Genomic DNA, 23,196 nt, shown 5'->3' with positions numbered 1-23,196 from the left:
GAGCCATGCACATCCACATCCTCGGCATCTGCGGCACCTTCATGGGTGGCGTGGCGGCCCTGGCCCGCGAGGCGGGCCACCGCGTGACGGGCTGCGACGCGGGCGTCTACCCGCCCATGAGCGACCAGCTGCGTGCGCTCGGCATCGACCTGGTCGAGGGCTACGGCGCCGACCAGCTCCAGTTCGCGCCCGACGTGTTCGTGGTCGGCAACGTGGTCTCGCGCGCCCGCGGCGCGGACGGCCAGCCGCGCTACCCGCTCATGGAAGCCATCCTGGACGCGGGCGCCAACTACACCAGCGGCCCGCAGTGGCTGGCCGAGAACGTGCTGCGCGGCCGCCACGTGCTGGCCGTCGCGGGCACCCACGGCAAGACCACCACCACCTCCATGCTGGCCTGGGTCCTGGAGCGCGCCGGGCTGGAGCCGGGCTTCCTGGTCGGCGGCGTGCCGGCGAACTTCGGGGTGTCGGCCCGGCTGGGCCGTGGCCGTCACTTCGTGATCGAGGCCGACGAGTACGACACCGCCTTCTTCGACAAGCGCAGCAAGTTCGTGCACTACCGGCCGCGCACCGCGGTGCTGAACAACCTGGAGTTCGACCACGCCGACATCTTCGACGACCTGGCCGCCATCGAACGCCAGTTCCACCACCTGGTGCGCACGGTGCCGGCCTCGGGCCGCATCGTCGCCAACGGGCTGGAGGAGAGCCTGCAGCGCGTGCTGCACATGGGCTGCTGGAGCGAGGTGCGCAGCTTCGGTGCCGCCGTGAGCGACTTCCAGGCCCGCGGCGAGCCGCACGACTTCGAGGTGCTGGCCCAGGGCCGGGCGGCCGGCCACGTGGCCTGGGACCTGACGGGGGTGCACAACCAGCTGAACGCGCTGGCCTGCATCGCCGCCGCCGAACACGCGGGCGTGGCCCCGGCCGAGGCGGCACGGGACTTGTGCGAGTTCGCCAACGTGAAGCGCCGCATGGAACTGCGCGGCACGGTGCGCGGGATCGCCGTCTACGACGATTTCGCCCACCACCCCACGGCCATACGCACCACCCTGGACGGCCTGCGGCGCAAGGTCGGCGACGCGCGCATCCTGGCGGTGTTCGAACCGCGCAGCAACACCATGAAGCTGGGGGCGATGAAGTCGCAGCTGCCCTGGAGCCTGGAGGCGGCCGACCTCGCCTTCTGCCATGCCGGCGGCCTGGACTGGGACGCGGCCGACGCGCTGGCGCCCATGGGCGAGCGCGCCCGCGTGGCGGGCGACGTGGACGGCGTGGTGGCGCAGGTGGTGGCCGCGGCCCGGCCCGGCGACCACATCGTCTGCATGAGCAACGGCGGCTTCGGCGGCATCCACGGCCGCCTGCTGGCCGCCCTGGACGCCTGACGCCGCGCCGGGCGGGCCGGCGGCCCGGTCCGGCTCAGCGCGGCCGCAGTGCCGCCGGCGCCGTGAGGTCGTCCGCGGGGGCCCCGGGTTCGCCCGGGCCGGTGCCCGGGCCGGTGGACGGCGGCACCGGCGCGCTGGCCTCCGGCAGCCCGCCCTGCACCGTGGGATGGCGGGGCTGCGCGGCAGCCGCACGGCGCGGGTTCGAGGTAATGCTGCCGACGAAATAGAGCGCCGCCAGCAGGCGGGCCAGCTTCTCGGGGGCGATGCCGGAGAGCGCGTCGAGTTCGGCGAAGGTGCGCGGCGCGGCGATCAGCGTGCGCATCAGCTTCAGGTGCTCGTCCGAGAGCATGCGCTGGGGCAGCCGCGGCGGGCGCCGCCAGTACAGCGGCCGGCTGCGGTAGTGGTGCGGCAGCACGTCACGCTGGGTGCGCGCCGTGTAATGCCACATCACCTGCGACAGGCTGGCGCGGCAGAAACCCGCCGGCGCCTCGCGCGGGCCGTGGCAGCGGGTCCACACCGCCTGCTCGAAGTCCTGGGGGCGGATCGCGGGCAGCACCGCCGCATCGCCGTGCATGTGCACCACCGCCAGCAGCCGTTCGCCGGCGGCAATCTCCCACACGCCCGGCGCGGGCGGGCTGTCGCGTTCGGCGATGTGGGCCCCCAGGCAGAACAGCGCCCGCAGCGGCGTGAGCCAGTCGTCGAAACGCGCCAAGGTGGCGTGCAGGCTGTCGCGGCTGTCCAGGTCGAACAGCAGCAGCGCGTCCATGCCGCGCGGCATGGGGGCGGAAAAGGCGAGCGGCCGGGCGACCTCGGGCAGGTGCATCTCGACCGGGCGTTCACCCGCCAGGCCCGGGGCCACCCGGACCCGGCCCTCGGGCAGCTTCACGGTGCGGGCACCGTTGAAGCACCAGGCGTCAGCGTCCTCCAGGGGGCCGAGCTCCCAGGTCGAGGCCTCGCCCGGACTGTCGTCCAGGGCATCGGCGATGCGCGCGCGCTGCATGGCATTGAAGCCGGCCGCGCCCAGCCGCAGAAGTGGCAATTCGATGGTCATCCGCGCTGTCGTGCTTGCCGGCGTCGCGCCGGGCTGCGCGCACTATAGCCGGGCTGCCCATCCGTTGCCGGACCCGCCCCGCGCCGCGGGTTCGCGCGGCGGGGCCAGGGCGCCCCGCCGGTGCACGCTCAGCGGCGCGCGCGGCGGGTGCGCACGGCGTCCGCCAGCAGGTCCAGCGAGCGCAGGGAATCGTCCCAGCCCAGGCAGGTGTCGGTGATGCTCTGGCCGTACTGCAGGGCAGCCGGGTCGTCCTTGCCCGGGGTGAACTTCTGGGCGCCGGGCTGCAGGTGGCTTTCCACCATCAGGCCGAAGACCTGCTGCGAACCGGCGGCCACCTGGCGGGCGATCTCGGCAGCGACGTCCAGCTGCTTTTCATGCTGCTTGCTGCTGTTGGCGTGGCTGCAGTCCACCATCAGGCGCGGGTTGAGCTTGGCCGCCTCCAGTTCCTTGCAGGCCGTGGCGATGCTGGCCTCGTCGTAGTTGGGGGCCTTGCCCCCACGCAGGATGACGTGGCAGTCGCGGTTGCCCTTGGTCTGCACGATCGCCACCTGGCCGTTCTTGTGCACCGACAGGAAGTGGTGCGGACGGGCGGCGGCCTGGATCGCGTCGGTGGCGATCTTGATGTTGCCGTCGGTGCCGTTCTTGAAGCCGATGGGCGCGGACAGGCCCGAGGCCAGTTCGCGGTGCACCTGGCTTTCGGTGGTGCGCGCGCCGATGGCGCCCCAGGCGATCAGGTCGCCGATGTACTGCGGCGAGATCACGTCCAGGAACTCGCTGCCCGCCGGCACGCCCAGGCGGTTGATCTCGATCAGCAGCTGGCGCGCGATGCGCAGGCCCTCGTCGATGCGGAAGCTCTCGTCCAGGTAGGGATCGTTGATCAGCCCCTTCCAGCCCACGGTGGTGCGCGGCTTTTCGAAGTACACGCGCATCACCACCTCCAGCGTGTCCGCATGCCGGGCGCGCACGTCGCGCAGGCGGCGCGCGTACTCCAGCGCGGCGGCCGGGTCGTGGATGGAGCAGGGGCCGATCACGACCAGCAGGCGGTCGTCCTCGCCGTGCATGATGCGGTGGATGGCGTGGCGCGTGCCGGTGATGAGCTTCTCGGCCGGCGTGCCCTGGATCGGGAAGAAGCGGATCAGGTGTTCGGGAGGCGGCAGCACGGTGATGTCCTTGATGCGTTCGTCGTCGGTCTCGCTGGTCTTGTCGACGGGCTGCGCATGCCAGCTGGCGGGGTTCTGGGCTCGTGCGTTCATGGGATCCTCTCGAATCGGGGTTGGGATGGGGACGAAAAAAAACCGCCGGGTGGGCCCCGGCGGTTTTTCTGGATTCCTTGCGCGTCGTCTTCAGCCGCGTTCAGGTCTCTCAACCGCCGGGGGCGTGGAGAACCAGAAAAAGCCAAAAAAATAAGCGCGGACCGAAGTCATGGGCATCAATGTAGCACAAGCGCCGGCGGCCTCAGCGGCGCAGCCTTTTCCACCACTGCACCGCCCGCTCCACCTGCGGCTCGCGCGCGCCGGACAGGGTGGGCCCGTCGTCGCTGGCGCCCGGGCCCTGGATCCACTGCTCGTACATGTCGATCAGCAGCATGCCCTCGCCCAGCGTGCGCCAGGCCACCAGCTCGAAGTCCTCGGCGGTGAGGGTCAGCTCGCGGCTCTGCGTGCCGCCGTCCAGCAGCCACTGGCCGATCAGCACCCGGAAGTTGTTGAGCGCCTGCAGGTAGGCGGCGTACTCGTACAGCCCCCGCCAGGACAGCCCCAGGTGCACCACGAAGGCCCGGTGGTTGCGCAGCACCGTGAGGAAGTCCACCAGCATGGGCGCCACGCGCTCGCGCTCGCGGCTGGCCCGCAGGCTGGAGATGATGCCCTCGATGTGCACCGAGAGCTGCGACATCATCTCGGAGAACTTGCGGCTGTCCTCGTCGGAGGCCGCGCTGCGCAGGAAGTCGCTCAGCTCGCCGAAGGTGTTGATGCTCGGCAGGTTGGTGATGGGGTCGATGCGAAGTCGCGTCGTCTGCGGCTTGGCTGACATCGCGTCCCCCGGCTCAGGCGGTGCCGCCGACGGTCAGCCCGTCGATGCGCAGCGTCGGCTGCCCCACGCCCACCGGCACGCTCTGGCCTTCCTTGCCGCAGGTGCCCACGCCCGGGTCCAGGGCCATGTCGTTGCCGATCATGCTCACGCGGGTCAGCGCATCCGGGCCGTTGCCGACGATGGTCGCGCCCTTGACCGGGTAGAGGATCTTGCCGTTCTCGACCCAGAACGCCTCGCTGGCCGAGAAGACGAACTTGCCGGAGGTGATGTCGACCTGGCCGCCGCCGAAGTTGGTGGCGTACAGGCCCTTCTTGATGCTGGCCACGATCTCGTCGGGCGCCTTGTCGCCGGCCAGCATGTAGGTGTTGGTCATGCGCGGCATGGGCACGTGGGCGTAGCTCTCGCGACGGCCGTTGCCGGTGGGCTTGACGCCCATCAGGCGGGCGTTGAGCGAGTCCTGGATATAGGCGCGCAGGATGCCGTCCTCGATCAGCACGTTGCGCTGGCTGGCGTTGCCCTCGTCGTCCACGTTCAGCGAGCCGCGGCGGTCGGCGATGGTGCCGTCGTCCAGCACCGTCACGCCCTTGGCCGCCACGCGCTGGCCGATGCGGCCGGAAAAGGCGCTGGAACCCTTGCGGTTGAAGTCACCCTCCAGCCCGTGGCCCACGGCCTCGTGCAGCAGGATGCCGGGCCAGCCCGGGCCCAGGACCACGGTCATCTCGCCGGCCGGGGCCGGGCGCGATTCCAGGTTGGTGAGCGCGGCCTTGACCGCGTCGTCCACGTAGGCCGAGATGCGCTCCTCGCTGAAGTGCGCCAGGCCGAAGCGGCCGCCGCCGCCGCCGAAGCCCATCTCGCGCCGGCCGTTCTGCTCGGCGATCACGGTGACCGAAAGACGCACCAGCGGCCGCACGTCGGCGGCCAGGGTGCCGTCGGCACGCGCCACCAGCACCACGTCGTACTCGCTCGCCAGGCCGGCCATCACCTGCACCACGCGCGGGTCGCGGGCGCGGGCCATCTTCTCGGTGCGCTCCAGCAGCTGCACCTTGGCCGTGCTGTCCAGCGAGGCGATGGGGTCCAGCCAGCCGTAGAGCGCCCGGCTGCCCGCGACCTTGCGCGGGCCGACCTTGGCCTTGCCGCGGCCGGTGCCCGCCGCGATGGTGCGCACGGTGCGCGCGGCGTCCAGCAGCGAGGCCTCGGAGATGTCGTCGGAATAGGCGAAGGCGGTCTTCTCGCCGCTCACGGCGCGCACGCCCACGCCCTGGTCGATGCTGAAGCTGCCGGTCTTGACGATGCCCTCCTCCAGGCTCCAGCCCTCGCTGCGGGTGTACTGGAAGTAGAGGTCGGCGTCGTCCACGCGGTGCGTGGCGATCTCGCCGAGCGCGCGCTGCAGATGGGTTTCGTCGAGGCCGAAAGGCTCAAGCAGCAGTCGCTGGGCGGTGGCGAGGCGCTCGAGGGTGGGTTCGCGGGAAATCATCGGGCCATTCTAGGGGCCCGGGCCGCAAGGCGCAGCAGGGCAGCACCGCCCCACCCTGCTCATCCATGGGCGGCGCAGGCCCCGGGGGGCCGCCGCCGGCCGTGGCGGCTCAGCCGGCGCGGCCCTCCAGCCAGGGCAGCAGGGCGCTGTCGTCGGCCTCCGCCAAGCCCGCCGCCAGGGCCGCCGCGAAGGTGTCCCGCGCGTGGGCGCCCAGCGGGCCCTCGAAGCCGGCACGGTGCGCCGCCGCCATGGCCAGGCCCGTGTCCTTGGCCAGCAGGGTCATGTGGGCCAGCGGCGTGGTCTCGCCGGCGATGGCGCGGCGCATGCGGTCGGTGCCGGCCCAGCTCTGGCCGCTGGACTTCTCGATCACGTCCAGGGTGGCCGAGGCGTTCAGGCCCAGGCGCCGCGCCAGGGCGATGGCCTCGGCCGCGCCCACCAGGTTGATGCCGGCCAGCAGGTTGTTGACGAGCTTGGTGCGGGCGCCGTCGCCCACCCGGGTGCCGATGCGGAACACCTGGCCGCTCAGGGCCTGCAGCAGTGGCGCCGCGCGCTCGAAGTCGGCGTCGGCGCAGGCCACCATCAGGCTCATGCGGCCTTCCAGGGCGCGCTGCGGGCCGCCCGACATGGGCGCGTCCACGGGCGCCAGGCCCAGGACGCGCAGGCGCTCGGCGATGTCCTCCACGTCCTCGGGGGCGATGGTGGGGCACAGCAGCACCGGCGTGCCGGCCGCCAGCGCCGCCGCCGCGCCGTCCGGGCCGAACAGCACCTCGCGCGCCTGGCCGGCGTCGACGACGCAGACGATGAGGGCGGCGCTGCCGGCCGCCGCGTCCGCCGGGCGGGGCGCCGGCCGCGCGCCCGCGGCGGCCAGGGCCTGCACCTTGGGGGCGTCGATGTCGCAGGCCCGCACCGTCCAGCCCAGGGCGAGCAGCCGGCGCGCCATCGCGCCGCCCATGTTGCCGGTGCCGACGATGCCGACGCCGGCCGATGGCAGCGCCGGCGCGTTCATGTCTGCACCAGCCGCTTGGTCTTGGCGATGGACATCAGCATGCCCAGGCCCATGCCCAGGGTCGCCATCGCGGTGCCCCCGTAGCTGATGAAGGGCAGCGGCACGCCGACCACGGGCAGGATGCCGGTGACCATGCCCATGTTCACGAAGGCGTAGGTGAAGAAGATCATGGTGATGGACCCGGCGAGCAGCCGCGCGAACAGGCTGGAGGCCTCCAGGGCGATGGCCAGCCCGCGCAGCAGCAGGAAGCTGAAGCCGCCGATCAGGCACAGGGTGCCGACCAGGCCGAACTCCTCGGAGAAGGCGGCGAAGATGAAGTCGGTGGTGCGCTCGGGGATGAACTCCAGGTGGGTCTGCGTGCCCTGCATGAAGCCCTTGCCCAGCACGCCGCCGGAGCCGATGGCGATCATGCCCTGGATGATGTGGAAGCCCTTGCCCAGCGGGTCCTTGCCGGGGTCCAGCAGGGTGCAGATGCGCTGCTGCTGGTAGTCGTGCAGCACCGGCCAGCGCACGCCGTCGGCGCACAGGCGGCCTTCGAAGGCCACCAGCAGCACCGCGGCCGTGAGCCCGATCACCACCGGCGGCACGATCAGCTTCCAGGACAGGCCGGCGAAGAAGATCACCGACATGCCCGCGGCCAGCACCAGGATCGCGGTGCCCAGGTCGGGCTGCTTGACGATCAGGCCCACCGGCACCGCCAGCAGCACCCCCGCCACCACGAAATCGAGCGGCCGCAACTGGCCCTCGCGCTTCTGGAACCACCAGGCCAGCATCAGCGGCATGGCGATCTTGAGGATCTCGCTCGGCTGGATGACGACGCCGATGTTGAGCCAGCGCCGCGCGCCCTTCTTGGTCACGCCGAAGACGGCGACCGCGATCAGCAGCGCCACGCCCAGCGTGTACAGCGGCACCGCCAGGCTCATCAGGCGCTGCGGCGGCACCTGGGCCACCACGAACAGGATCACGCCGGCCAGCACCATGTTGCGGCTGTGGTCGGCGAAGCGGGTGCCGTGGTCGTAGCCCGAGGAATACATGGTGAGCAGGCCCGCGCAGGCCAGCAGGAAGATGGCGAAGGCGAGCGGTCCGTCGAAACCGCTGACCATGGGAGCCAGCCGCTGCCAGAGCGGCGGCTTGTCGATGACTGCAGACATGGGCGGATTATCCGCCCCCGGCCCCGGGGCGGCCGCTTGCCCGAGGCGGGCCGGGGGTCGGGCCGCGCGAGCGGCCAGCCTGCACGCGCCGGGAGGGCGGCGGGCAGGTTGCGCCTGGGCCCGGCGCTACACTGATGAGCACTGCCCGGAGGCTCCATGCCCAGCATCTCCTGCGTCCTGCGCCATGCCGCACGGCTGGCCGCCTGCACCGCGGCCGGCGCCTGGCTGCTGGCCCATGCGGCCGAGCCGGCGCCCATGGTGGACGCCGAGTGGCGAGCCTGGCGCATGCAGGTGCTGCAGCGGGCCTATGCGGACGCGCCGGCCCTGGCGCGGGAATCCACCAGCCGCTACGCCGCCGCGCTCGCGGCGGGCGACCTGCACGGCCGCGTGCGGGCCGCCTCCTCGCTGTGGGCCGCGAAGGCCGCGGGGCCCGAGTACGAGCCGGGCGAACTGGGCCCCCAAGCCGACGCCACGCTGGCGGCCGTGCGGGCCAGCGGCGACAGCCGCCTGCTGTTCGACATCCTGGACGTGCAGGCCAACCTGGCCCTGGCCCGGCTCGACCTGGACCGCGCGGACGCCGTGGTCGCCGAGCAGGAAGGGCTGGTGCGGCAGCTGGGCGACCCGGCGCGCACGGTGGAAACGCTGCAGAGCCGGGGCTTCGTCGCCTCCCTGCGCGGCGACCTGGCCGGCAGCCTGGCCGTGTACCAGCAGGCCCTGGACAGCGCGGTCGACGACCTGCACCGGGCCAACCTCCTGCTGGCCATGGCCGGCAGCGCCGAGTGGCTGCAGTCCGACCCCGACAGCCGCAACCGGCGCATCCAGTGGGTGCGCCATGCGCTCGAGCTCGCGCCGCCGGAGCGCTACCCCTATTTCGGGATCCAGGCCAACTACCGCATCGTCCAGCTGCTGCGCCTGTCCAACCCGGCCCTGGCGGTGGAAACGGCGCGGCAGGGCCTGGCACTGGCACTGCGCACCATGGGGCCGCGCGAGCCGGCCGCGGTCTTCCGCCTGGCGCTGGCCCGGGCCCTGCTGGCCGCGAACCAGCCGGACGAAGCCATCGCCGCTTCGCGCGAGGCCCTGCCGCACGTGGAGGAGCCCGAATTCCGCAACGGCGCCTACGGCCTGCTCGCGCTGGCCTACGCCCAGAAAGCCCAGCCGCGCGAGGCCATGGCCTGGCTGGCCCGCAGCGAGCAGCTCATGGCCGGCCCGCTCAAGGGCTGGGCCCGCGGCCAGGAGGACCTGGAACTGCTGCGATCGCAGGTGGCGGCGGCGCTGGGCCAATGGCAGCCGGCCTATGCCGCGGCGACGCGGGCGCGCGAGCTGGCCGACCAGAACCTGCGCCAGGCCGCCTCGCGGCAGGCCCAGTTCCTGGAGGCCCGCTTCGACGCCCGCATCCGCGAACGCGAGAACGAGTTCCTGCGCGCGCAGCAGGCCACGCAGGAAACGGGCCGCCAGCTGCTCAGCCTCGGCCTGGCCGCGGCCTTCCTGGCCGCGCTGGGCTTCGGCCTGCTGGCGGTGCGGCAGGCGCGCCAGAAGCGCACCCTGCAGCGCCTGGGCGCCGAGGTCGAGCAGCAGAACCGCGCCCTGCAGGCGGTGCACGATTCGCGCACCCGCCTGCTGGCCGCCGCCTGCCACGACCTGCGCCAGCCCGCGCATGCCCTGGGGCTGCTGGCGGAGCTGGCCGCCGGCGCGCCCGATGCCCTGGAGCGCGAACACAAGCTCGACGGCATACGCCGTTGCAGCGGGTCGCTCACCGACATGCTGGGCACGCTGATGGACCTGACGCGCCTGGAAGGCCGCAATTACGAGCCGCAGCAGGCCCCGCTCTCGCTGGACGACCTGGTGCACGACGCGCAGCTGCAGTTCTCGGCCCTGGCGGCCCAGAAGGGCCTGCGCCTGCAGACCCTGCCCTGCGGCCTATGGGTGCGCAGCGACCGCCACCTGCTGCGGCGCATCCTCTTGAACCTGGTCTCCAATGCCGTGCGCTACACCCGCAGCGGCGGCGTCACGGTGGCCGTGCGCCCGCTGGCGCCGGGCCGGGTCGTGCTGGAGGTGCGCGACACGGGCCCCGGCATTCCCGCCGACCGGCTGCCCGAGGTGTTCGGCGAATTCGTGCGCCTGGACAGCAAGGTCGAGGAAGGCCTGGGCATCGGCCTGCCCATCGTGCAGCGCGCAGCGACCCTGCTCTCGCACCCGCTGCACGTGAGCTCGGACCTGGGCGTGGGCAGCTGCTTCGGCGTCGAGCTGCCGCTGTGCGACGCGCAGACCGAGGCCCCGCCAGGCCGCGCCGCGCCCCTGGGGACTGCGCAGCACCAGCGGGTGCTGCTGCTGGACGACGATGCGGAGTCCCTGGCGGCCTCGGCCGCGCTGATGCGGCAGTGGGGCTTCGATGTGCGGGTCGCACCCGACGCGGCGCAGGCCGAGGCGCTGGCGCTGCGGGAGGGCGGCGCGCCGGACCTGCTGGTGACCGACCTGCACATCGAGGGCGGCATGGACGGGCTGCAGGCCGTGGAGCGGCTGCGCCAGCGCTGGCCGGGGCTGCGCGCCCTGCTGGTCACCGGCGACCTGGACGCCCAGGTGGTGTCCCGCGCGGCGGCGCTGGGCGTTCCGGTGGGCTACAAGCCGCTCTCGCCGGGCCGGCTGCGGGCCCGGGTGCGCGATGCGCTGGCGCAGCCGGTGGGGCCGCTGCAGGCTCAGGATTCCGCCGGGATGCCCCTGCGGTAGGCCTCGACCACGGCCTGGGTGCGCGAGTTGACGTTGAGGGCCTGGAAGACCGCCACCGTGTGCGTCTTGACCGTGCCTTCCGAGATGCCCAGGGCCCGCGCGATCTGCTTGGCCGTGAGGCCGCGCATGAGGCAGCGCAGCACCTCGGCCTGGCGCGGCGACATGCCCAGCGGCGCCCGGGCGCGGGGGGCCGCGTCGCGCCGGCCCACGGCCAGGTGGCTGCGGCCCGCCATGGCATCGCGCAGGGCCAGGAACAGCGCCTCCTCGGGGCCGCTCTTGCGCAGGTAGGCCAGCGCGCCCGCCTGCAGGGCCGCCGCCGCCACGGCCGGGCTTTCGTCCGCCGCCAGCAGCAGCACCGGCACGTCGGGGCGCAGTGCGCGCACCTGGGCGACCAGCGCGGCGGCACCCAGTGGGGCCAGGCCCGGCTCCAGGCAGAGCAGCGCGTAGGGCCGCCCGCTGCCCAGGGCGGCCAGCAGGGCGGGAAGGTCGCCCACCTCGTCGACCGCGCAGGTGGGCAGGGCCTGGCGCGCCATCAGGCGGACTGCGGCGCGGGCCGGGAAGTGGGGATCGCAGACGAGCAGGGAGAACACAGGCCGCAGTATTGGGCCGCCCCCAGGGCTGCGGGGGCCACCCCGGCCGGCCTGTGAAGTAGCCCCCATTTGGGGGAAGTAGCATGCGGCCATGGACCTGCCTGGCGCCCGCACCACCCACCTGCTCTACCTGCACGGCTTCCGTTCCTCGCCGCAGTCGGCCAAGGCGCGCCAGGTGGCGGCCTGGGTTGCGGCGCGGCATCCGGGCGTGCACTGGTGGTGCCCCCAGCTGCCACCCTCGCCGCGCGAGGCCCTGGCGCTGCTGCTGGAAGGCACGCAGGACTGGCCGTCAGGCACCCAGGGCGTGATCGGCTCCTCGCTGGGCGGCTTCTACGCCACCTGCGTGGCCGAGGCGCGTGGCGCGCGCTGCGCGGTGCTGAACCCGGCGGTGGAACCGGCGCGCGACCTGGCGCGCCACATCGGCGAGCAGACGGCCTGGCACGACCCCACGCAGCGCTTCTACTTCCAGCCGCAGTTCGTGGACGAGCTGCGGGCCATGCACCCACCCCGGCTGGCCCAGCCGCGGAATTATTTCGCGCTCATCGCCCAGGGCGACGAACTGCTGGACTGGCGCGAAATGGCGGCACGCTATGCCGGCGCCCAGCTGTGCATCCTGCCCGGCAGCGACCACGCGCTCTCGGATTTCGAGCGCCACATCGCCGGGGTGATGGACTTCTTCGGCCTGGGCTGAGGCCCTGCCCGGCCACGGCGGGCCGGCCTGGGCCGCATGGGACAATCCCGGCCATGTTTGTCCTGTTCGAAGAAGCCGGGAAATTCCACGCCGGCCGCGTCATCGCCGAAGCCGAGGCTTCCGCCCAGGTGGAGGTCGCCAGCGGCAAGCGGGTGAAGGTCAAGGCCGCGCACCTGCTGCTGCGTTTCGAGAAGCCCTCGCCGGCCGAGTTCATGGCCCAGGCGCAGGCGCTGGCCGAAGGCATCGAACTGGAACTGGCCTGGGAGTTCGCTCCGGAGCAGGAGTTCGGCTTCGCCGAGCTGGCGCGCGACTACTTCAGCGCCAGCGCCAGCCTGCAGGAGCAGGCCGCCATGCTGCTGCGCCTGTTCGAGGCGCCGCACTACTTCCGCCGCGCCGGTAAGGGGCGCTTTCGCAAGGCGCCGGCCGAGATCGTGCAACAGGCCCTGGCGGCGATCGAGAAGAAGAAGCAGCTGCTGGCCATGATCAGCGAATGGGCGGGTGAGCTGGCGCAGGGCCGCTGTCCGGCGCCGGTGCGCGAGCAGCTGTTCCGCATCCTCTTCAAGCCGGACAAGAACGCGCCCGAGTACAAGGCCGTGGTCGAGGCCTCGCGCGCCACGCACACCGCGCCGCTGGACCTGCTCAAGGCCGCGGGTGCGATCACCTCGCCCTACCAGTTCCACTGGCAGCGCTTCCTGTTCGAGAACTTTCCCAAGGGCACGGGCTTTCCCGCGCTGCAGGCACCGGCGATCCGCGACGAGCTGCCGGTGGCGACGGCGGTGGACGCCTTCTCCATCGACGACTCCAGCACCACCGAGATCGACGACGCGCTCTCGGTGCAGGGGCTGGGCAGCGGCCAGGTGGTGGTGGGCATCCACATCGCCGCGCCCGGCCTGGCCATCGCGCCCGGCACCCCGCTGGACCAGCTCGCGCGGCAGCGCCTGTCCACGGTCTACATGCCCGGCTACAAGGTCACCATGCTGCCCGACGAGGTGGTGCAGGCCTACACCCTGCAGGACGGGCGCGAGTGCCCGGCCGTCTCGCTGTACGTGACCCTGGACGAAGCCACGCTGGAGATCCGCGGCAGCGAGACGCGGCTGGAGCGCGTGCCGATCCGCCACAACCTGCGCCACGACCAGCTGGACACCATCGTGAGCGAGCCCTGGCTGGGCGGCGAAGGCCCGGACGGGCATCCGGCGCTGACCGGCATCCGGCCGGCGCTGGGCTTCCTGCACCGCCTGGCACGCCACCTGAAGGCGCAGCGCGAAGTCGTGCGCGGCAAGCCGGAGACCTTCAACCGCCCCGATTACAACTTCCGCCTCGCCGGCGCCGACGGCCAGGTGCCCAGCGGCGACGAGACGGTGGAGATCACGGTGCGCAAGCGTGGCGCGCCGCTGGACCTGATCGTGGCCGAGGCCATGATCCTGGCCAACAGCACCTGGGGCGCCTGGCTGGCCGAGCTGGGCGTGCCCGGCATCTACCGCAGCCAGGCCAGCCTGGCGCCGGGCGTGAAGGTGCGCATGGGCACCAAGGCGCAGCCGCACGCCGGCATCGGCGTGAAGTGCTACGCCTGGACCACCTCCCCGCTGCGCCGCTACACCGACCTGGTCAACCAGTGGCAGGTGATCGCGGCCTGCCGCCACGGCCGCACCGCCGCCCTGGCGGCGCCCTTCAAGCCCAAGGACGCGGAACTGTTCTCCATCATTTCCGGCTTCGACGCGGCGTATTCCGCCTACAACGGCCACCAGGCGACCATGGAGCGCTTCTGGACCCTGCGCTACCTGCAGCAGGAAGGCCTCACCGAGCTCGAGGGCGCGATGTTCCGCGAGGGCCTGGTGCGCGCCGACACCCTGCCGCTGGTGCTGCCGGTGATGGGGGGCGAGCAGCTGCCGCGCGGCGCCCGGGTGCGGGTGAAGCTGGGCGAGGTGGACCTGCTCACGCTGGACGTGCGCGGCACCGTGACGGCCCACATCGACGCGCCGCCCGAGGACATGGGCGGCGAGGACGAGGGCGAGGAGGAGGCCGTGGCCGGCCCGATCGCCATCGCGGTCGACGTGGAGGAAAGCGGCGACAGCGGCGCCGCCATGCCCGACAATACGGCTTCGTGAAGCTGCGTTCGTTCAGCACCCTGCAGGTCGCACTCGGGATCTCCATCGCCGTGCATGCGGCGCTGCTGGTGGTCCGCTTCGTCGACCCCCAGGGTTTCAACCGCGTGTTCGAGGACACTCCGCTCGAGGTGATCCTGGTGAACGCGCACGCCAACGAGCGTGCCGACAAGGCGCAGGCGATCGCCCAGGCCTCGCTGGCCGGCGGTGGCGACGCCGCCAGCGGCCGTGCCACCTCGCCCCTGCCGCCGTCGGCCCAGAACCGGGCCGGCGACGCCGCCGAGGACGTGCAGCGCCAGGCCGAGCAGCAGCTCCTGCAGCAGCAGACCGTGCTGCTGGCGCAAAAGCGCGAGCAGGTGCTGGCCATGCGCCCGCCCGAGCTGGCCGTGAACAGCCCGGCCGAGCGCGCCGCCTTCGAGGAGAAGCGCCGCCAGCAGCTGCGCCTGATCGCCGAGATCGAGCGCCGCATCCAGGAAGAGAACGCCAAGCCGCGCAAGCGCTACGTGACGCCCTCCACGCGCGAGGAAGTGTTCGCGATCTATTACGACGTCCTGCGCCGCCGCATCGAGGACAAGGGCACGCGCAACTTCCCCGAGGCCAACGGCCACCGCCTGTACGGCCAGCTGGTGCTGCAGGTGACGGTGTCCTTCGCCGGCGAAGTGACCGAGACCGTGGTCGAGCGTTCCTCCGGCATCCCGGCGCTGGACCGTCGCGCCCAGGCCATCGCCCGCAGCGCCGGCCCCTTCGGCCCGGTGCCGCCCAAGGTGCAGGCGCGGCTGGCGCGCAACGGCTACAACCGCCTGGCCTTCATCCAGACCTTCACCTTCGCACGCGACAACACGCTGGAAACCCGGCTCTCCGAGCACTGACCGGGCCCGCGACACCACATGGACCGTTACTGCGTCATGGGCAACCCCGTGGAACACAGCAAATCGCCGTGGATCCATGCCCGCTTCGCCGCCCTCACCGGGCAAGAGATCGAATACACCCGCCGCCTGGTCCCGCTGGACGGCTTCGCCGAGGGCGTGCGCGCCTTCCGTGAGGAGGGCGGCCGCGGCTGCAACGTGACCGTGCCCTTCAAGTTCGAGGTGCCCGCGCTCGCGACGCACGCCAGCGAGCGTGTGAAGCTGGCCGAAGCGGCCAACTGCCTGCGCTTCGAGGGCGACGAGGTGCGGGCCGAGAACACCGACGGCGTCGGCCTGGTGCGCGACATCCAGGTCAACGCGCAGGCCCCGCTGGCCGGCCGCACGCTGCTGCTGGTGGGCGCCGGAGGCGCCGGCGCCGGGGTGCTGGGCCCCCTGCTGGAGGTCGGCCCGGCGCGGGTCCTGGTGGCCAACCGCGGCGCTGGCAAGGCCGCCCTGCTGGTGGAACGGCACCAGCCCCTGGCACGGCGCCACGGCGTGCAGCTGCACGCCTGCGGGCTGGACGGCATCACGGGTGCCTTCGACGTGGTCATCAACGCCACGGCCGCCAGCCTGGCGGGCGCCGGCATCCCCGTGCCGGACGGCGCCCTGCGCCCGGGCGCGCTGGCGGTGGACCTGATGTACGGCCCCGCCGCCCAGCCCTTCCTGGCCTGGGCGCACAGCCGGGGCGCGGTGGCGCGCGACGGCCTGGGCATGCTGGTGGAGCAGGCGGCCGAGGCCTTCCTGTTCTGGCGCGGCGTGCGGCCGCCTTCGGCCCAGGTGCTCGCCGAGCTGCGGGCCACGCTGGCATGAGGGCCCTGGGGCGCTGGCTGCTGCTCGCGCTGCTGGCCGGCGCGCTGCTGGAGGTCTTCTTCATCGCCCGCATCGCGCTCGCGGCGACGCTGGCCCCGCAGTCCACCACCTTCCAGCGCTCGGAAGCCTGGCGCATCGCCCACACCAGCGGCCGGCTGCGCTGGTCGCAGCAGTGGGTGCCCTACGAGCGCATCTCGGACAACCTCAAGCGCGCCGTGATCGCCTCGGAGGACGACAGTTTCGTCAATCACGACGGCGTGGACTGGGAGGCGCTGGAGAAGGCCTGGCAGAAGAACGAGCAGGCCCAGGAGCGGGCGGCGAAACAGCAGGCCCGCACCCGGCCGGGCGCGCCGACGCGGCCGCCCAAGATCGTCGGCGGCTCCACCATCACCCAGCAGCTGGCCAAGAACCTGCTGCTCTCGGGCGAGCGCACGCTGCTGCGCAAGGGCCAGGAGATCGTGCTCACCTTCGCCCTGGAGCGCATGCTCTCCAAGGAGCGCATCCTGGAGATCTACCTGAACAGCGTCGAATGGGGTGAAGGCGTGTTCGGCGCCGAGGCCGCCGCGCGCCACTACTTCCGCAAGAGCGCCAGCCAGCTCACGGCCTGGGAGGCAGCACGCCTCGCGGTGATGCTGCCGCGGCCCAAGTACTTCGAGAAGGTGCCCAACTCGGGCTACCTGGCCAGCCGGGCCAACGTGATCGTGGGCCGCATGGGCGGCGCGGAACTGCCATGAAGCGCCTGCCCGCGCGCCTGGCCAGCCTGTTCCTGCTCGGGCTGGTGCGGGTGCTCACCGGCGCCCAGGCGCGCTGGCTGGGCTGCCCGCCCAAGGCCGAGCAGCGCATCTACTTCGCCAACCACCAGAGCCACGGCGACCTGGTCATGATCTGGGCCGCGCTGCCCGAGGACCTGCGCGCCATCACCCGGCCGATCGCGGCGCGCGACTACTGGACGAAATCCCCGCTGCGCCGCTGGATCACCAGCGCGGTCTTCAACGCGGTCTACGTGGACCGCGAGCGGCGCGAGGGCGAGGACCCGCTGCTGCCGCTGGTGGAGGCGCTGGAGCGCGGCGACTCGCTGATCCTCTTCCCCGAGGGCACGCGCGGCAACGCCGAGGAGCCCCAGGCCTTCAAGGCCGGCCTCTACAACCTGGCGCTGCGCTTCCCGCAGGTGGTGCTGGTGCCGGCCTGGATCGCCAACATCCAGCGCGTGATGCCCAAGGGCGAGGTCGTGCCCGTGCCCATCCTGTGCTCGGTGACCTTCGGCGCGCCCCTGCAGCTCGCGCCGGACGAGGACCGGCATGCCTTCCTGGCGCGCGCCCGCGAAGCGGTGATCGCGCTGCGCGACGCATGAACCAGTTCCTGCGCAGCCTCACCCCGGCCCAGCAGGTGGCGGCCCTGTTCATCCTGGTGTTCGGCCTGCTGGTGCTGGCCAGCATCGCGGCCGTGATGGCGTCCCTGCGCGAGCGCGGCCGCGCCGCCGACCCGCGCTGGCAGGCCGAGCTGGGCGACCTGCGCGACCTGCTCTCGCGCTCCTGGCTGATGGTGGTCACCTTCTGGCTGGCCTGGGCCGCCGGGGACGCCTTCGCCACGGTGCTGTTCACCTTCATCTCCTTCTTCGCGCTGCGCGAGTTCATCACGCTCTCGCCCACGCGGCGGGCCGACCACCGCAGCCTGGTGCTGGCCTTTTTCGTCGTGCTGCCGGTGCAGTTCTGGCTGGTCGGCTCGCGCCACTTCGACCTGTTCACCGTGTTCATCCCGGTGTACGTGTTCCTGGCGCTGCCGCTGGCCAGCGCCCTGGCCGGCGACACGCAGCGCTTCCTGGAGCGCAACGCCAAGCTGCAGTGGGGCATCATGGTCTGCGTGTACGGCATGAGCCACGTGCCGGCGCTGCTGCTCCTGGGCTTCCGCGGCTACGAGGGCAAGGGCGCCTTCCTGGTCTTCTTCCTGGTGTTCGTGGTGCAGGGCTGCATGGTGACCCAGCACCTGCTGGCGCGGCGGATGCGGCGCGCGCCCAGCATCCCCGGCGTGAGCAGCAGCTTCAACGTCTCCAGCTGGCTGCTGGCCACGCTGCTGGGCAGCCTGGTGGGCGGCCTGCTGGCGGGCATCACGCCCTTCAAGCCCGGCCAGGCGGTGGCCATGGCCTTCATCGCCTGCGTGTCCGGCTCGCTGGGGCACCTGGTCATGAAGGCGCTCAAGCGCGACCGTGGCGTCGCCACCTGGGGCCGGGGCAGCAACGTCACCGGCGCCCACGGGCTGCTGGACCGGGTCGACGCCCTGTGCTTCGCCGCGCCCATCTTCTTCCATTCGGTGCGCTGGTACTTCGGCGTCTAGGATCCCTCCCATGCGCATCCTCGGCATCGACCCCGGCCTGCAGGTCACCGGCTTCGGCGTGGTGGACGTGGACGGCAGCCGGCTGCACTACGTCGCCAGCGGCACCATACGCACCGCCGCCGCCGACCGCGGCAACCTGCCGGCGCGGCTGAAGATCCTGTTCGACGGCATCGGCGAGCTGCAGGCGCGCTGGCAGGCCGACGAGGCGGCCCTGGAGATCGTGTTCGTCAACGTCAACCCGCAGTCCACCCTGCTGCTCGGTCAGGCCCGCGGGGCTTGCCTCACGGCCCTGGTGGCGCGCGAGCTGCCGGTGGCCGAGTACACCGCGGTGCAGGTCAAGCGCGCCGTGGCCGGCCATGGCCGCGCCGCCAAGGCGCAGGTGCAGGAGATGGTGCGGCGCCTGCTGCAGCTCCCCGGGGTGCCCGGGCCCGACGCGGCCGACGCGCTCGGCATCGCCATCACGCACGCGCACGCGGGCGCCTCGCTGGCACGCATCGGCTCGCAGGTCGAGCTCACGCAGCGCACCACCGGCCGCTACCGGGCTTCGCGCACGCGCTAGCTCGCAGGCGCCCGGCCCCTACCAGGCCGGCGCGAGCCGGGCGAAGCCGGCCGGGGCCTTCTTCTCGTCCTCGAAGGTGGTGATCTCGAAGCTGTCCGGCTGCGCCAGCAGGGCGCGCAGCAGCTTGTTGTTCAGCGCGTGGCCGGACCGGAAGGCGCTGTACGAGGCCAGCATCGGCTTGCCCAGCAGGTACAGGTCGCCCATGGCGTCCAGCATCTTGTGCTTCACGAACTCGTCGTCGTAGCGCAGGCCCTCGGCATTGAGCACGCGGTAGTCGTCCATGACGATCGCGTTGTCCAGGCCGCCGCCCAGGCTCAGGCCGTTGGCGCGCATCATCTCCACGTCACGCGTGAAGCCGAAGGTGCGGGCACGGGCGATGTCGCGTGCGTAGTTGCCGCGGCCCAGGTCGAACTCCACGCTCTGGCCGGTGGAACTCACCACGCGATGGTCGAAATCGATCTCGAAGCGCAGCTTGTAGCCGTCGTAGGGCTCCAGGCGCACCCACTTGAGGTTGTCGCCCTCGCCCTCGCGCACTTCCACCGGCCGCAGCACCTTGAGGAAGCGGCGCGGCGCGTCCTGCAGCTGGATGCCGGCGCTCTGCAGCAGGAAGACGAAGGAGGCCGAGGAGCCGTCGAGGATGGGCACCTCCTCGGCGGTGATGTCCACGTAGAGGTTGTCCAGCCCCAGGCCGGCGCAGGCCGACATCAGGTGCTCCACGGTGTGCACCTTGGCGTCGCCGTTGGAGATGGTGGAGGCCAGGCGGGTGTCCGTCACGGCCTGGGCCGAGACCGGGATGTCCACCGGCACCGGCAGGTCGGTGCGGCGGAAGACGATGCCGGTGTCGGGCTGGGCCGGGCGCAGCGTCAGTTCCACCCGCTGGCCACTGTGCAGGCCCACGCCCACGGCGCGGGTCAGGGTCTTGAGGGTGCGTTGCTGCAGCATGGCTCGATTCTAGGTCCGCCCCTGCCGGGGCGCCGGTTGGGGTTGGCAATGGCCGCGATAGTTCCGCCGCTCAGTCGGTGAGCAGGAACTGCAGTTCGGTGCCGGCGATGGACAGCTTGTCGTTCGGCCGCAGCAGGGTGGGGTCCGCGCCCAGGCCCCGGCCGTTCAGCAGGGGAACCTCGCGGCCGTCCAGGTGGGCGACGAAAAAGCCGGTGCGCCGGTGCGAGACCGAGATGACGCAGGCGCCGGGCCGGCCGTAGGTGGTCACGGCTTTCACCACCGGCATCTCCAGCCCCTTGGAGGAGCCGTTGAGCACCCGGAAGCTCGCCTGGCGCTGCGGTGGCACTTGCCCGTCCGGCCCCATCTGCAGCACAGCCGTGGAACCGAAGCCGGTGTCGTCCGAGGCGGACAGGTAGCGGATGCGAAAGCCCGAGATCGCGATCTCGTCGCCGTCGTGCAGGCGCGTGGGCTGCGCCACCCGCTGGTGGTTGACGAAGGTGCCGTTGGTGCTGCGCAGGTCCTCCAGGACCACGTCGGCCAGGCCGCGCAGCAGGAAGGCGCAGTGCCGGGTGCTGACGGCGCTGTTGGACAGCACGATGTCGTTCTCCGGGCCGCGGCCCAGGGTGGTGCGGTCCTTGGTGAGCCAGACGTGCTTGATGTCGACGCCCTGGACTGAGACGATCAACTGCGGCATGGCAGCTCCTCGGGCCAAAGGCCCAACTTCGGGATGCTAGTCGGCCCGCGGGGCCTGCGCAAGGCGCGCGGGCACGCGGCGTGCGGGTCCGCGCGGGGCCGGCGCGTGCCGGGCCCCGCGGCGGGCCTCAGTCGGCCTGCTTGCGCAGGAAGGCCGGGATCTCGAAGTCGTCCATGCCGCCCGAGGAGAGCGCCTCCACCTTGGCCGCAGCCTGGGTGCGGGTGTTGCGCCACACGCTGGGCACGGCCATGTTGCCGTAGTCCATCGCCGGGGCCTGCGGGATGTCGCGGCTCATGACGTTGGCGCCCGGGCCGGCCACGGCGGCGTTCACCGTGGGCACGTTGAAGGGCACGTTGTCGGTGCCGGTGCGCAGCACCTGCAGCGGGGGCGCGGTGCGGCGCTGCTGGCCCTGGCGGGACAGACCGGTCGCGACCACGGTGACGCGCATCTCGTCGCCCAGGCTGTCGTCGTAGGCGGCACCGTAGATCACGTGCGCGTCCGGCGAGGCGTAGGCGCGGATGGTGTTCATGGCCTGCTTCGATTCGGACAGCTTGAGCGAGCCCTTCGCGGCGGTGACCAGCACCAGCACGCCCTTGGCGCCGGACAGGTCGATGCCTTCCAGCAGCGGGCAGGCCACGGCCTGCTCGGCGGCGATGCGCGCGCGGTCGGGGCCGGAGGCCACGGCGGTGCCCATCATGGCCTTGCCGGGCTCGCCCATCACGGTGCGCACGTCCTCGAAGTCCACGTTGACGTTGCCGTACTCGTTGATGATCTCGGCGATGCCGCCGACGGCGTTCTTGAGCACGTCGTTGGCGTGGGCGAAGGCCTCGTCCTGGGTGACGTCCTCGCCCAGCACTTCCAGCAGCTTCTCGTTGAGCACCACGATCAGCGAGTCGACGTTGGCCTCCAGCTCGGCCAGGCCGCTGTCGGCGTTGGTCATGCGCCGGCCGCCTTCCCAGTCGAAGGGCTTGGTCACCACGCCCACCGTCAGGATGCCCATCTCCTTGGCGACGCGCGCGATCACGGGCGCGGCGCCGGTGCCGGTGCCGCCGCCCATGCCGGCGGTGATGAACAGCATGTGCGCGCCGTCGATCGCGGCACGGATCGAGTCCACCGCCGCCTCGGCCGCCTCCCGGCCCTTCTCGGGCTTGCTGCCGGCGCCCAGGCCGCTGCCGCCCAGCTGGATGGTCTTGTGCGCCGGGTTGCGGGCCAGGGCCTGCGCGTCGGTGTTGGCGCAGATGAACTCCACGCCCTGGACCTGGCGCTCGATCATGTGGTGCACGGCGTTGCCGCCGCCCCCGCCCACGCCGATCACCTTGATCTGCGTGCCTTGGTGGAATTCCTCGACTTCGATCATTTCGATGGCCATGTTCTCTCTCCTGTTTCCAAAAATGCAGTTGCCGTTTGCGATGCTTTGTTGTGTGACTTCAAATGGAACGCGCGGGTGGCGGACCGGTGGACCGCCATCGCCGTTTTCGGCTGCCGGGCGGGCTGCCGCGTGCCAGCCAGAGGTGCTTGCGGGGCTTCACGATCAGAAGTTCCCCACGATGAATTCGCGCAGCCGGCCGAAGGCCGTCTTCACGGAGCCGTTCTTGGACGCGACCTTCTGCCCGCGAACGCGCGCCAGGCGCGCCTCCTCGAGCAGGCCCATGACGGTGGCCGCGCGCGGCTGGGCCACCATGTCCGAGAGCGCGCCGGTGTACTTGGGCACGCCGCGGCGCACCGGCTTGAGGAAGATGTCCTCGCCCAGTTCCACCATTCCGGGCATCACCGCGCTGCCGCCGGTGAGCACGATGCCCGAGGAGAGCACCTCCTCGTAGCCCGACTCGCGCACCACCTGCTGCACCAGCGAGAAGATCTCCTCGACGCGCGGCTCGATCACGCCGGCCAGGGCCTGCTTGGAGAGCATGCGCGGGCCGCGGTCGCCCAGGCCGGGCACCTCGACCTGCTGCTCGGGGTCGGCCAGCAGCTGCTTGGCGAAACCGCTCTCGACCTTGATGTCCTCGGCGTCCTTGGTCGGCGTGCGCAGCGCCATGGCGATGTCGCTGGTGATCAGGTCGCCGGCGATGGGGATGACCGCGGTGTGGCGGATCGCGCCGTTGGAGAAGATCGCGACGTCGGTGGTGCCGGCGCCGATGTCGACCACCGCCACGCCCAGCTCGCGCTCGTCCTCGCTCAGCACGGCGGTGGCCGAAGCCAGCGGGTTGAGCAGCAGCTGCTCGACCTCCAGGCCGCAGCGGCGCACGCACTTGATGATGTTCTCGGCCGCGCTCTGGGCGCCGGTCACGATGTGCACCTTGGCCTCCAGCCGGATGCCGCTCATGCCGATCGGCTCCTTGACGTCCTGGCCGTCGATCACGAACTCCTGCGGCTCGACCAGCAGCAGGCGCTGGTCGGTGGAGATGTTGATGGCGCGCGCCGTCTCCACCACGCGCGCCACGTCGGCCGGCGTGACCTCGCGGTCCTTCACGGCCACCATGCCGCTCGAGTTGATGCCGCGGATGTGGCTGCCGGTGATGCCGGTGTGCACCCGCGTGATCTTGCAGTCGGCCATCAGCTCGGCCTCCTTCAAGGCCTGCTGGATGCTCTGCACCGTGGCGTCGATGTTCACCACCACGCCGCGCTTGAGCCCGTTGGAGGCCGCCACGCCCAGTCCGGCGAGCTTGAGCTCGCCGCCCGGCAGGACCTCGGCCACCACGGCCATCACCTTGGCCGTGCCGATGTCCAGCCCGACGATCAGGTCCTTGTAGTCTTTTGCCATGTCC

The 23,196-nt window shown here is 72.1% G+C and carries 21 protein-coding genes; 10 read left to right on the top strand and 11 right to left on the bottom strand.

From position 1 onward, the window contains the following. The first annotated feature begins 5 nt into the window (after window positions 1–5). Window positions 6–1,373 carry a UDP-N-acetylmuramate:L-alanyl-gamma-D-glutamyl-meso-diaminopimelate ligase gene (gene mpl, locus IM725_RS08125; RefSeq protein WP_193780077.1) on the top strand — a complete coding sequence of 456 codons (1,368 nt, stop codon included), beginning with the start codon at window positions 6–8 and terminating at the stop codon, window positions 1,371–1,373. Between the two features lie 34 nt (window positions 1,374–1,407). Here mpl and IM725_RS08120 read toward each other — a convergent pair whose 3' ends face one another. From IM725_RS08120 to rodA, 6 genes are all read right to left on the bottom strand, one after another. Next, a complete protein-coding gene (locus IM725_RS08120; protein WP_193780074.1) occupies window positions 1,408–2,424 on the bottom strand; it encodes a hypothetical protein in 1,017 nt (338 codons plus the stop codon). A gap of 128 nt (window positions 2,425–2,552) precedes the next feature. After that, the gene (locus IM725_RS08115; RefSeq protein ID WP_193780073.1) at window positions 2,553–3,677 is read right to left on the bottom strand and encodes a 3-deoxy-7-phosphoheptulonate synthase; all 1,125 of its coding nucleotides are present in this window, start codon (window positions 3,675–3,677) and stop codon (window positions 2,553–2,555) included. A gap of 202 nt (window positions 3,678–3,879) precedes the next feature. Then, window positions 3,880–4,452, bottom strand: coding sequence for a hypothetical protein (locus IM725_RS08110; protein WP_193780072.1), 573 nt, complete (start codon window positions 4,450–4,452; stop codon window positions 3,880–3,882). Between the two features lie 13 nt (window positions 4,453–4,465). Beyond that, on the bottom strand, window positions 4,466–5,926 hold the full coding sequence (tldD, locus tag IM725_RS08105) for a metalloprotease TldD (protein ID WP_193780071.1): 1,461 nt from the start codon (window positions 5,924–5,926) through the stop codon (window positions 4,466–4,468). Between the two features lie 109 nt (window positions 5,927–6,035). Continuing rightward, window positions 6,036–6,932, bottom strand: coding sequence for an NAD(P)-dependent oxidoreductase (locus tag IM725_RS08100; RefSeq protein WP_193780070.1), 897 nt, complete (start codon window positions 6,930–6,932; stop codon window positions 6,036–6,038). After that, window positions 6,929–8,083, bottom strand: a complete 1,155-nt coding sequence (gene rodA, locus IM725_RS08095; RefSeq protein ID WP_193780069.1) for a rod shape-determining protein RodA — start codon at window positions 8,081–8,083, stop codon at window positions 6,929–6,931. Before rodA ends, IM725_RS08100 begins: the two co-directional genes overlap by 4 nt. Before the next feature lie 156 nt (window positions 8,084–8,239). On the opposite strand from rodA, the gene IM725_RS08090 reads away from it, so the two are divergent. Next, on the top strand, window positions 8,240–10,807 hold the full coding sequence (locus tag IM725_RS08090; RefSeq protein ID WP_193780068.1) for a hybrid sensor histidine kinase/response regulator: 2,568 nt from the start codon (window positions 8,240–8,242) through the stop codon (window positions 10,805–10,807). On the opposite strand, the gene IM725_RS08085 is transcribed toward IM725_RS08090, so the two are convergent. Then, window positions 10,777–11,397: a helix-turn-helix transcriptional regulator gene (locus IM725_RS08085; protein ID WP_193780067.1), complete on the bottom strand. Its 621-nt coding sequence runs from the start codon at window positions 11,395–11,397 to the stop codon at window positions 10,777–10,779. The two genes, IM725_RS08090 and IM725_RS08085, sit on opposite strands and share 31 nt — an antisense overlap. 91 nt (window positions 11,398–11,488) lie before the next feature. Between IM725_RS08085 and IM725_RS08080 the strand changes: the two genes are divergently transcribed. The 8 genes from IM725_RS08080 to ruvC are packed head-to-tail and all read left to right on the top strand — an operon-like array spanning window position 11,489 to window position 18,795. After that, complete coding sequence (locus tag IM725_RS08080; protein WP_193780066.1) at window positions 11,489–12,088, top strand: YqiA/YcfP family alpha/beta fold hydrolase; 600 nt, start codon at window positions 11,489–11,491, stop codon at window positions 12,086–12,088. Between the two features lie 53 nt (window positions 12,089–12,141). Further along, window positions 12,142–14,193: a ribonuclease catalytic domain-containing protein gene (locus tag IM725_RS08075; protein ID WP_193780065.1), complete on the top strand. Its 2,052-nt coding sequence runs from the start codon at window positions 12,142–12,144 to the stop codon at window positions 14,191–14,193. 2 nt (window positions 14,194–14,195) lie between these two features. Next, window positions 14,196–15,059: an energy transducer TonB family protein gene (locus tag IM725_RS08070; RefSeq protein ID WP_227753678.1), complete on the top strand. Its 864-nt coding sequence runs from the start codon at window positions 14,196–14,198 to the stop codon at window positions 15,057–15,059. A gap of 18 nt (window positions 15,060–15,077) precedes the next feature. Continuing rightward, on the top strand, window positions 15,078–15,905 hold the full coding sequence (gene aroE / locus IM725_RS08065) for a shikimate dehydrogenase (protein WP_193780063.1): 828 nt from the start codon (window positions 15,078–15,080) through the stop codon (window positions 15,903–15,905). Continuing rightward, window positions 15,902–16,639, top strand: coding sequence for a monofunctional biosynthetic peptidoglycan transglycosylase (gene mtgA, locus IM725_RS08060; protein ID WP_193780062.1), 738 nt, complete (start codon window positions 15,902–15,904; stop codon window positions 16,637–16,639). The genes aroE and mtgA overlap by 4 nt, the downstream gene beginning before the upstream one ends. Further along, window positions 16,636–17,256 (top strand): lysophospholipid acyltransferase family protein, encoded by a 621-nt coding sequence (locus tag IM725_RS08055; protein WP_193780061.1) that lies wholly within the window; start codon window positions 16,636–16,638, stop codon window positions 17,254–17,256. The genes mtgA and IM725_RS08055 overlap by 4 nt, the downstream gene beginning before the upstream one ends. Next, window positions 17,253–18,236 carry a phosphatidate cytidylyltransferase gene (locus IM725_RS08050; protein WP_193780060.1) on the top strand — a complete coding sequence of 328 codons (984 nt, stop codon included), beginning with the start codon at window positions 17,253–17,255 and terminating at the stop codon, window positions 18,234–18,236. Before IM725_RS08055 ends, IM725_RS08050 begins: the two co-directional genes overlap by 4 nt. A gap of 10 nt (window positions 18,237–18,246) precedes the next feature. Continuing rightward, window positions 18,247–18,795 carry a crossover junction endodeoxyribonuclease RuvC gene (ruvC, locus tag IM725_RS08045; protein ID WP_193780059.1) on the top strand — a complete coding sequence of 183 codons (549 nt, stop codon included), beginning with the start codon at window positions 18,247–18,249 and terminating at the stop codon, window positions 18,793–18,795. Between the two features lie 18 nt (window positions 18,796–18,813). On the opposite strand, the gene lpxC is transcribed toward ruvC, so the two are convergent. The 4 genes from lpxC to ftsA all read right to left on the bottom strand — a co-directional run bounded on the left by lpxC (window position 18,814) and on the right by ftsA (window position 23,192). Beyond that, window positions 18,814–19,737 (bottom strand): UDP-3-O-acyl-N-acetylglucosamine deacetylase, encoded by a 924-nt coding sequence (gene lpxC, locus IM725_RS08040; RefSeq protein WP_193780058.1) that lies wholly within the window; start codon window positions 19,735–19,737, stop codon window positions 18,814–18,816. 70 nt (window positions 19,738–19,807) lie between these two features. Further along, on the bottom strand, window positions 19,808–20,431 hold the full coding sequence (locus IM725_RS08035) for an FHA domain-containing protein (RefSeq protein ID WP_193780057.1): 624 nt from the start codon (window positions 20,429–20,431) through the stop codon (window positions 19,808–19,810). 127 nt (window positions 20,432–20,558) lie between these two features. After that, window positions 20,559–21,800 carry a cell division protein FtsZ gene (ftsZ, locus tag IM725_RS08030; RefSeq protein ID WP_193780056.1) on the bottom strand — a complete coding sequence of 414 codons (1,242 nt, stop codon included), beginning with the start codon at window positions 21,798–21,800 and terminating at the stop codon, window positions 20,559–20,561. Between the two features lie 162 nt (window positions 21,801–21,962). Further along, entirely contained in the window at window positions 21,963–23,192 is a 1,230-nt protein-coding gene (gene ftsA / locus IM725_RS08025; protein WP_193780055.1) for a cell division protein FtsA, read from the bottom strand. Window positions 23,193–23,196: the final 4 nt, after the last annotated feature.

It is taken from the genome of Ramlibacter aquaticus, from assembly GCF_015159745.1.
GTDB lineage: Bacteria > Pseudomonadota > Gammaproteobacteria > Burkholderiales > Burkholderiaceae_C > Ramlibacter > Ramlibacter aquaticus.
The sequence above is the reverse complement of the archived record's forward strand: the minus strand, read 5'-3'. Positions and strand labels throughout refer to the sequence as shown.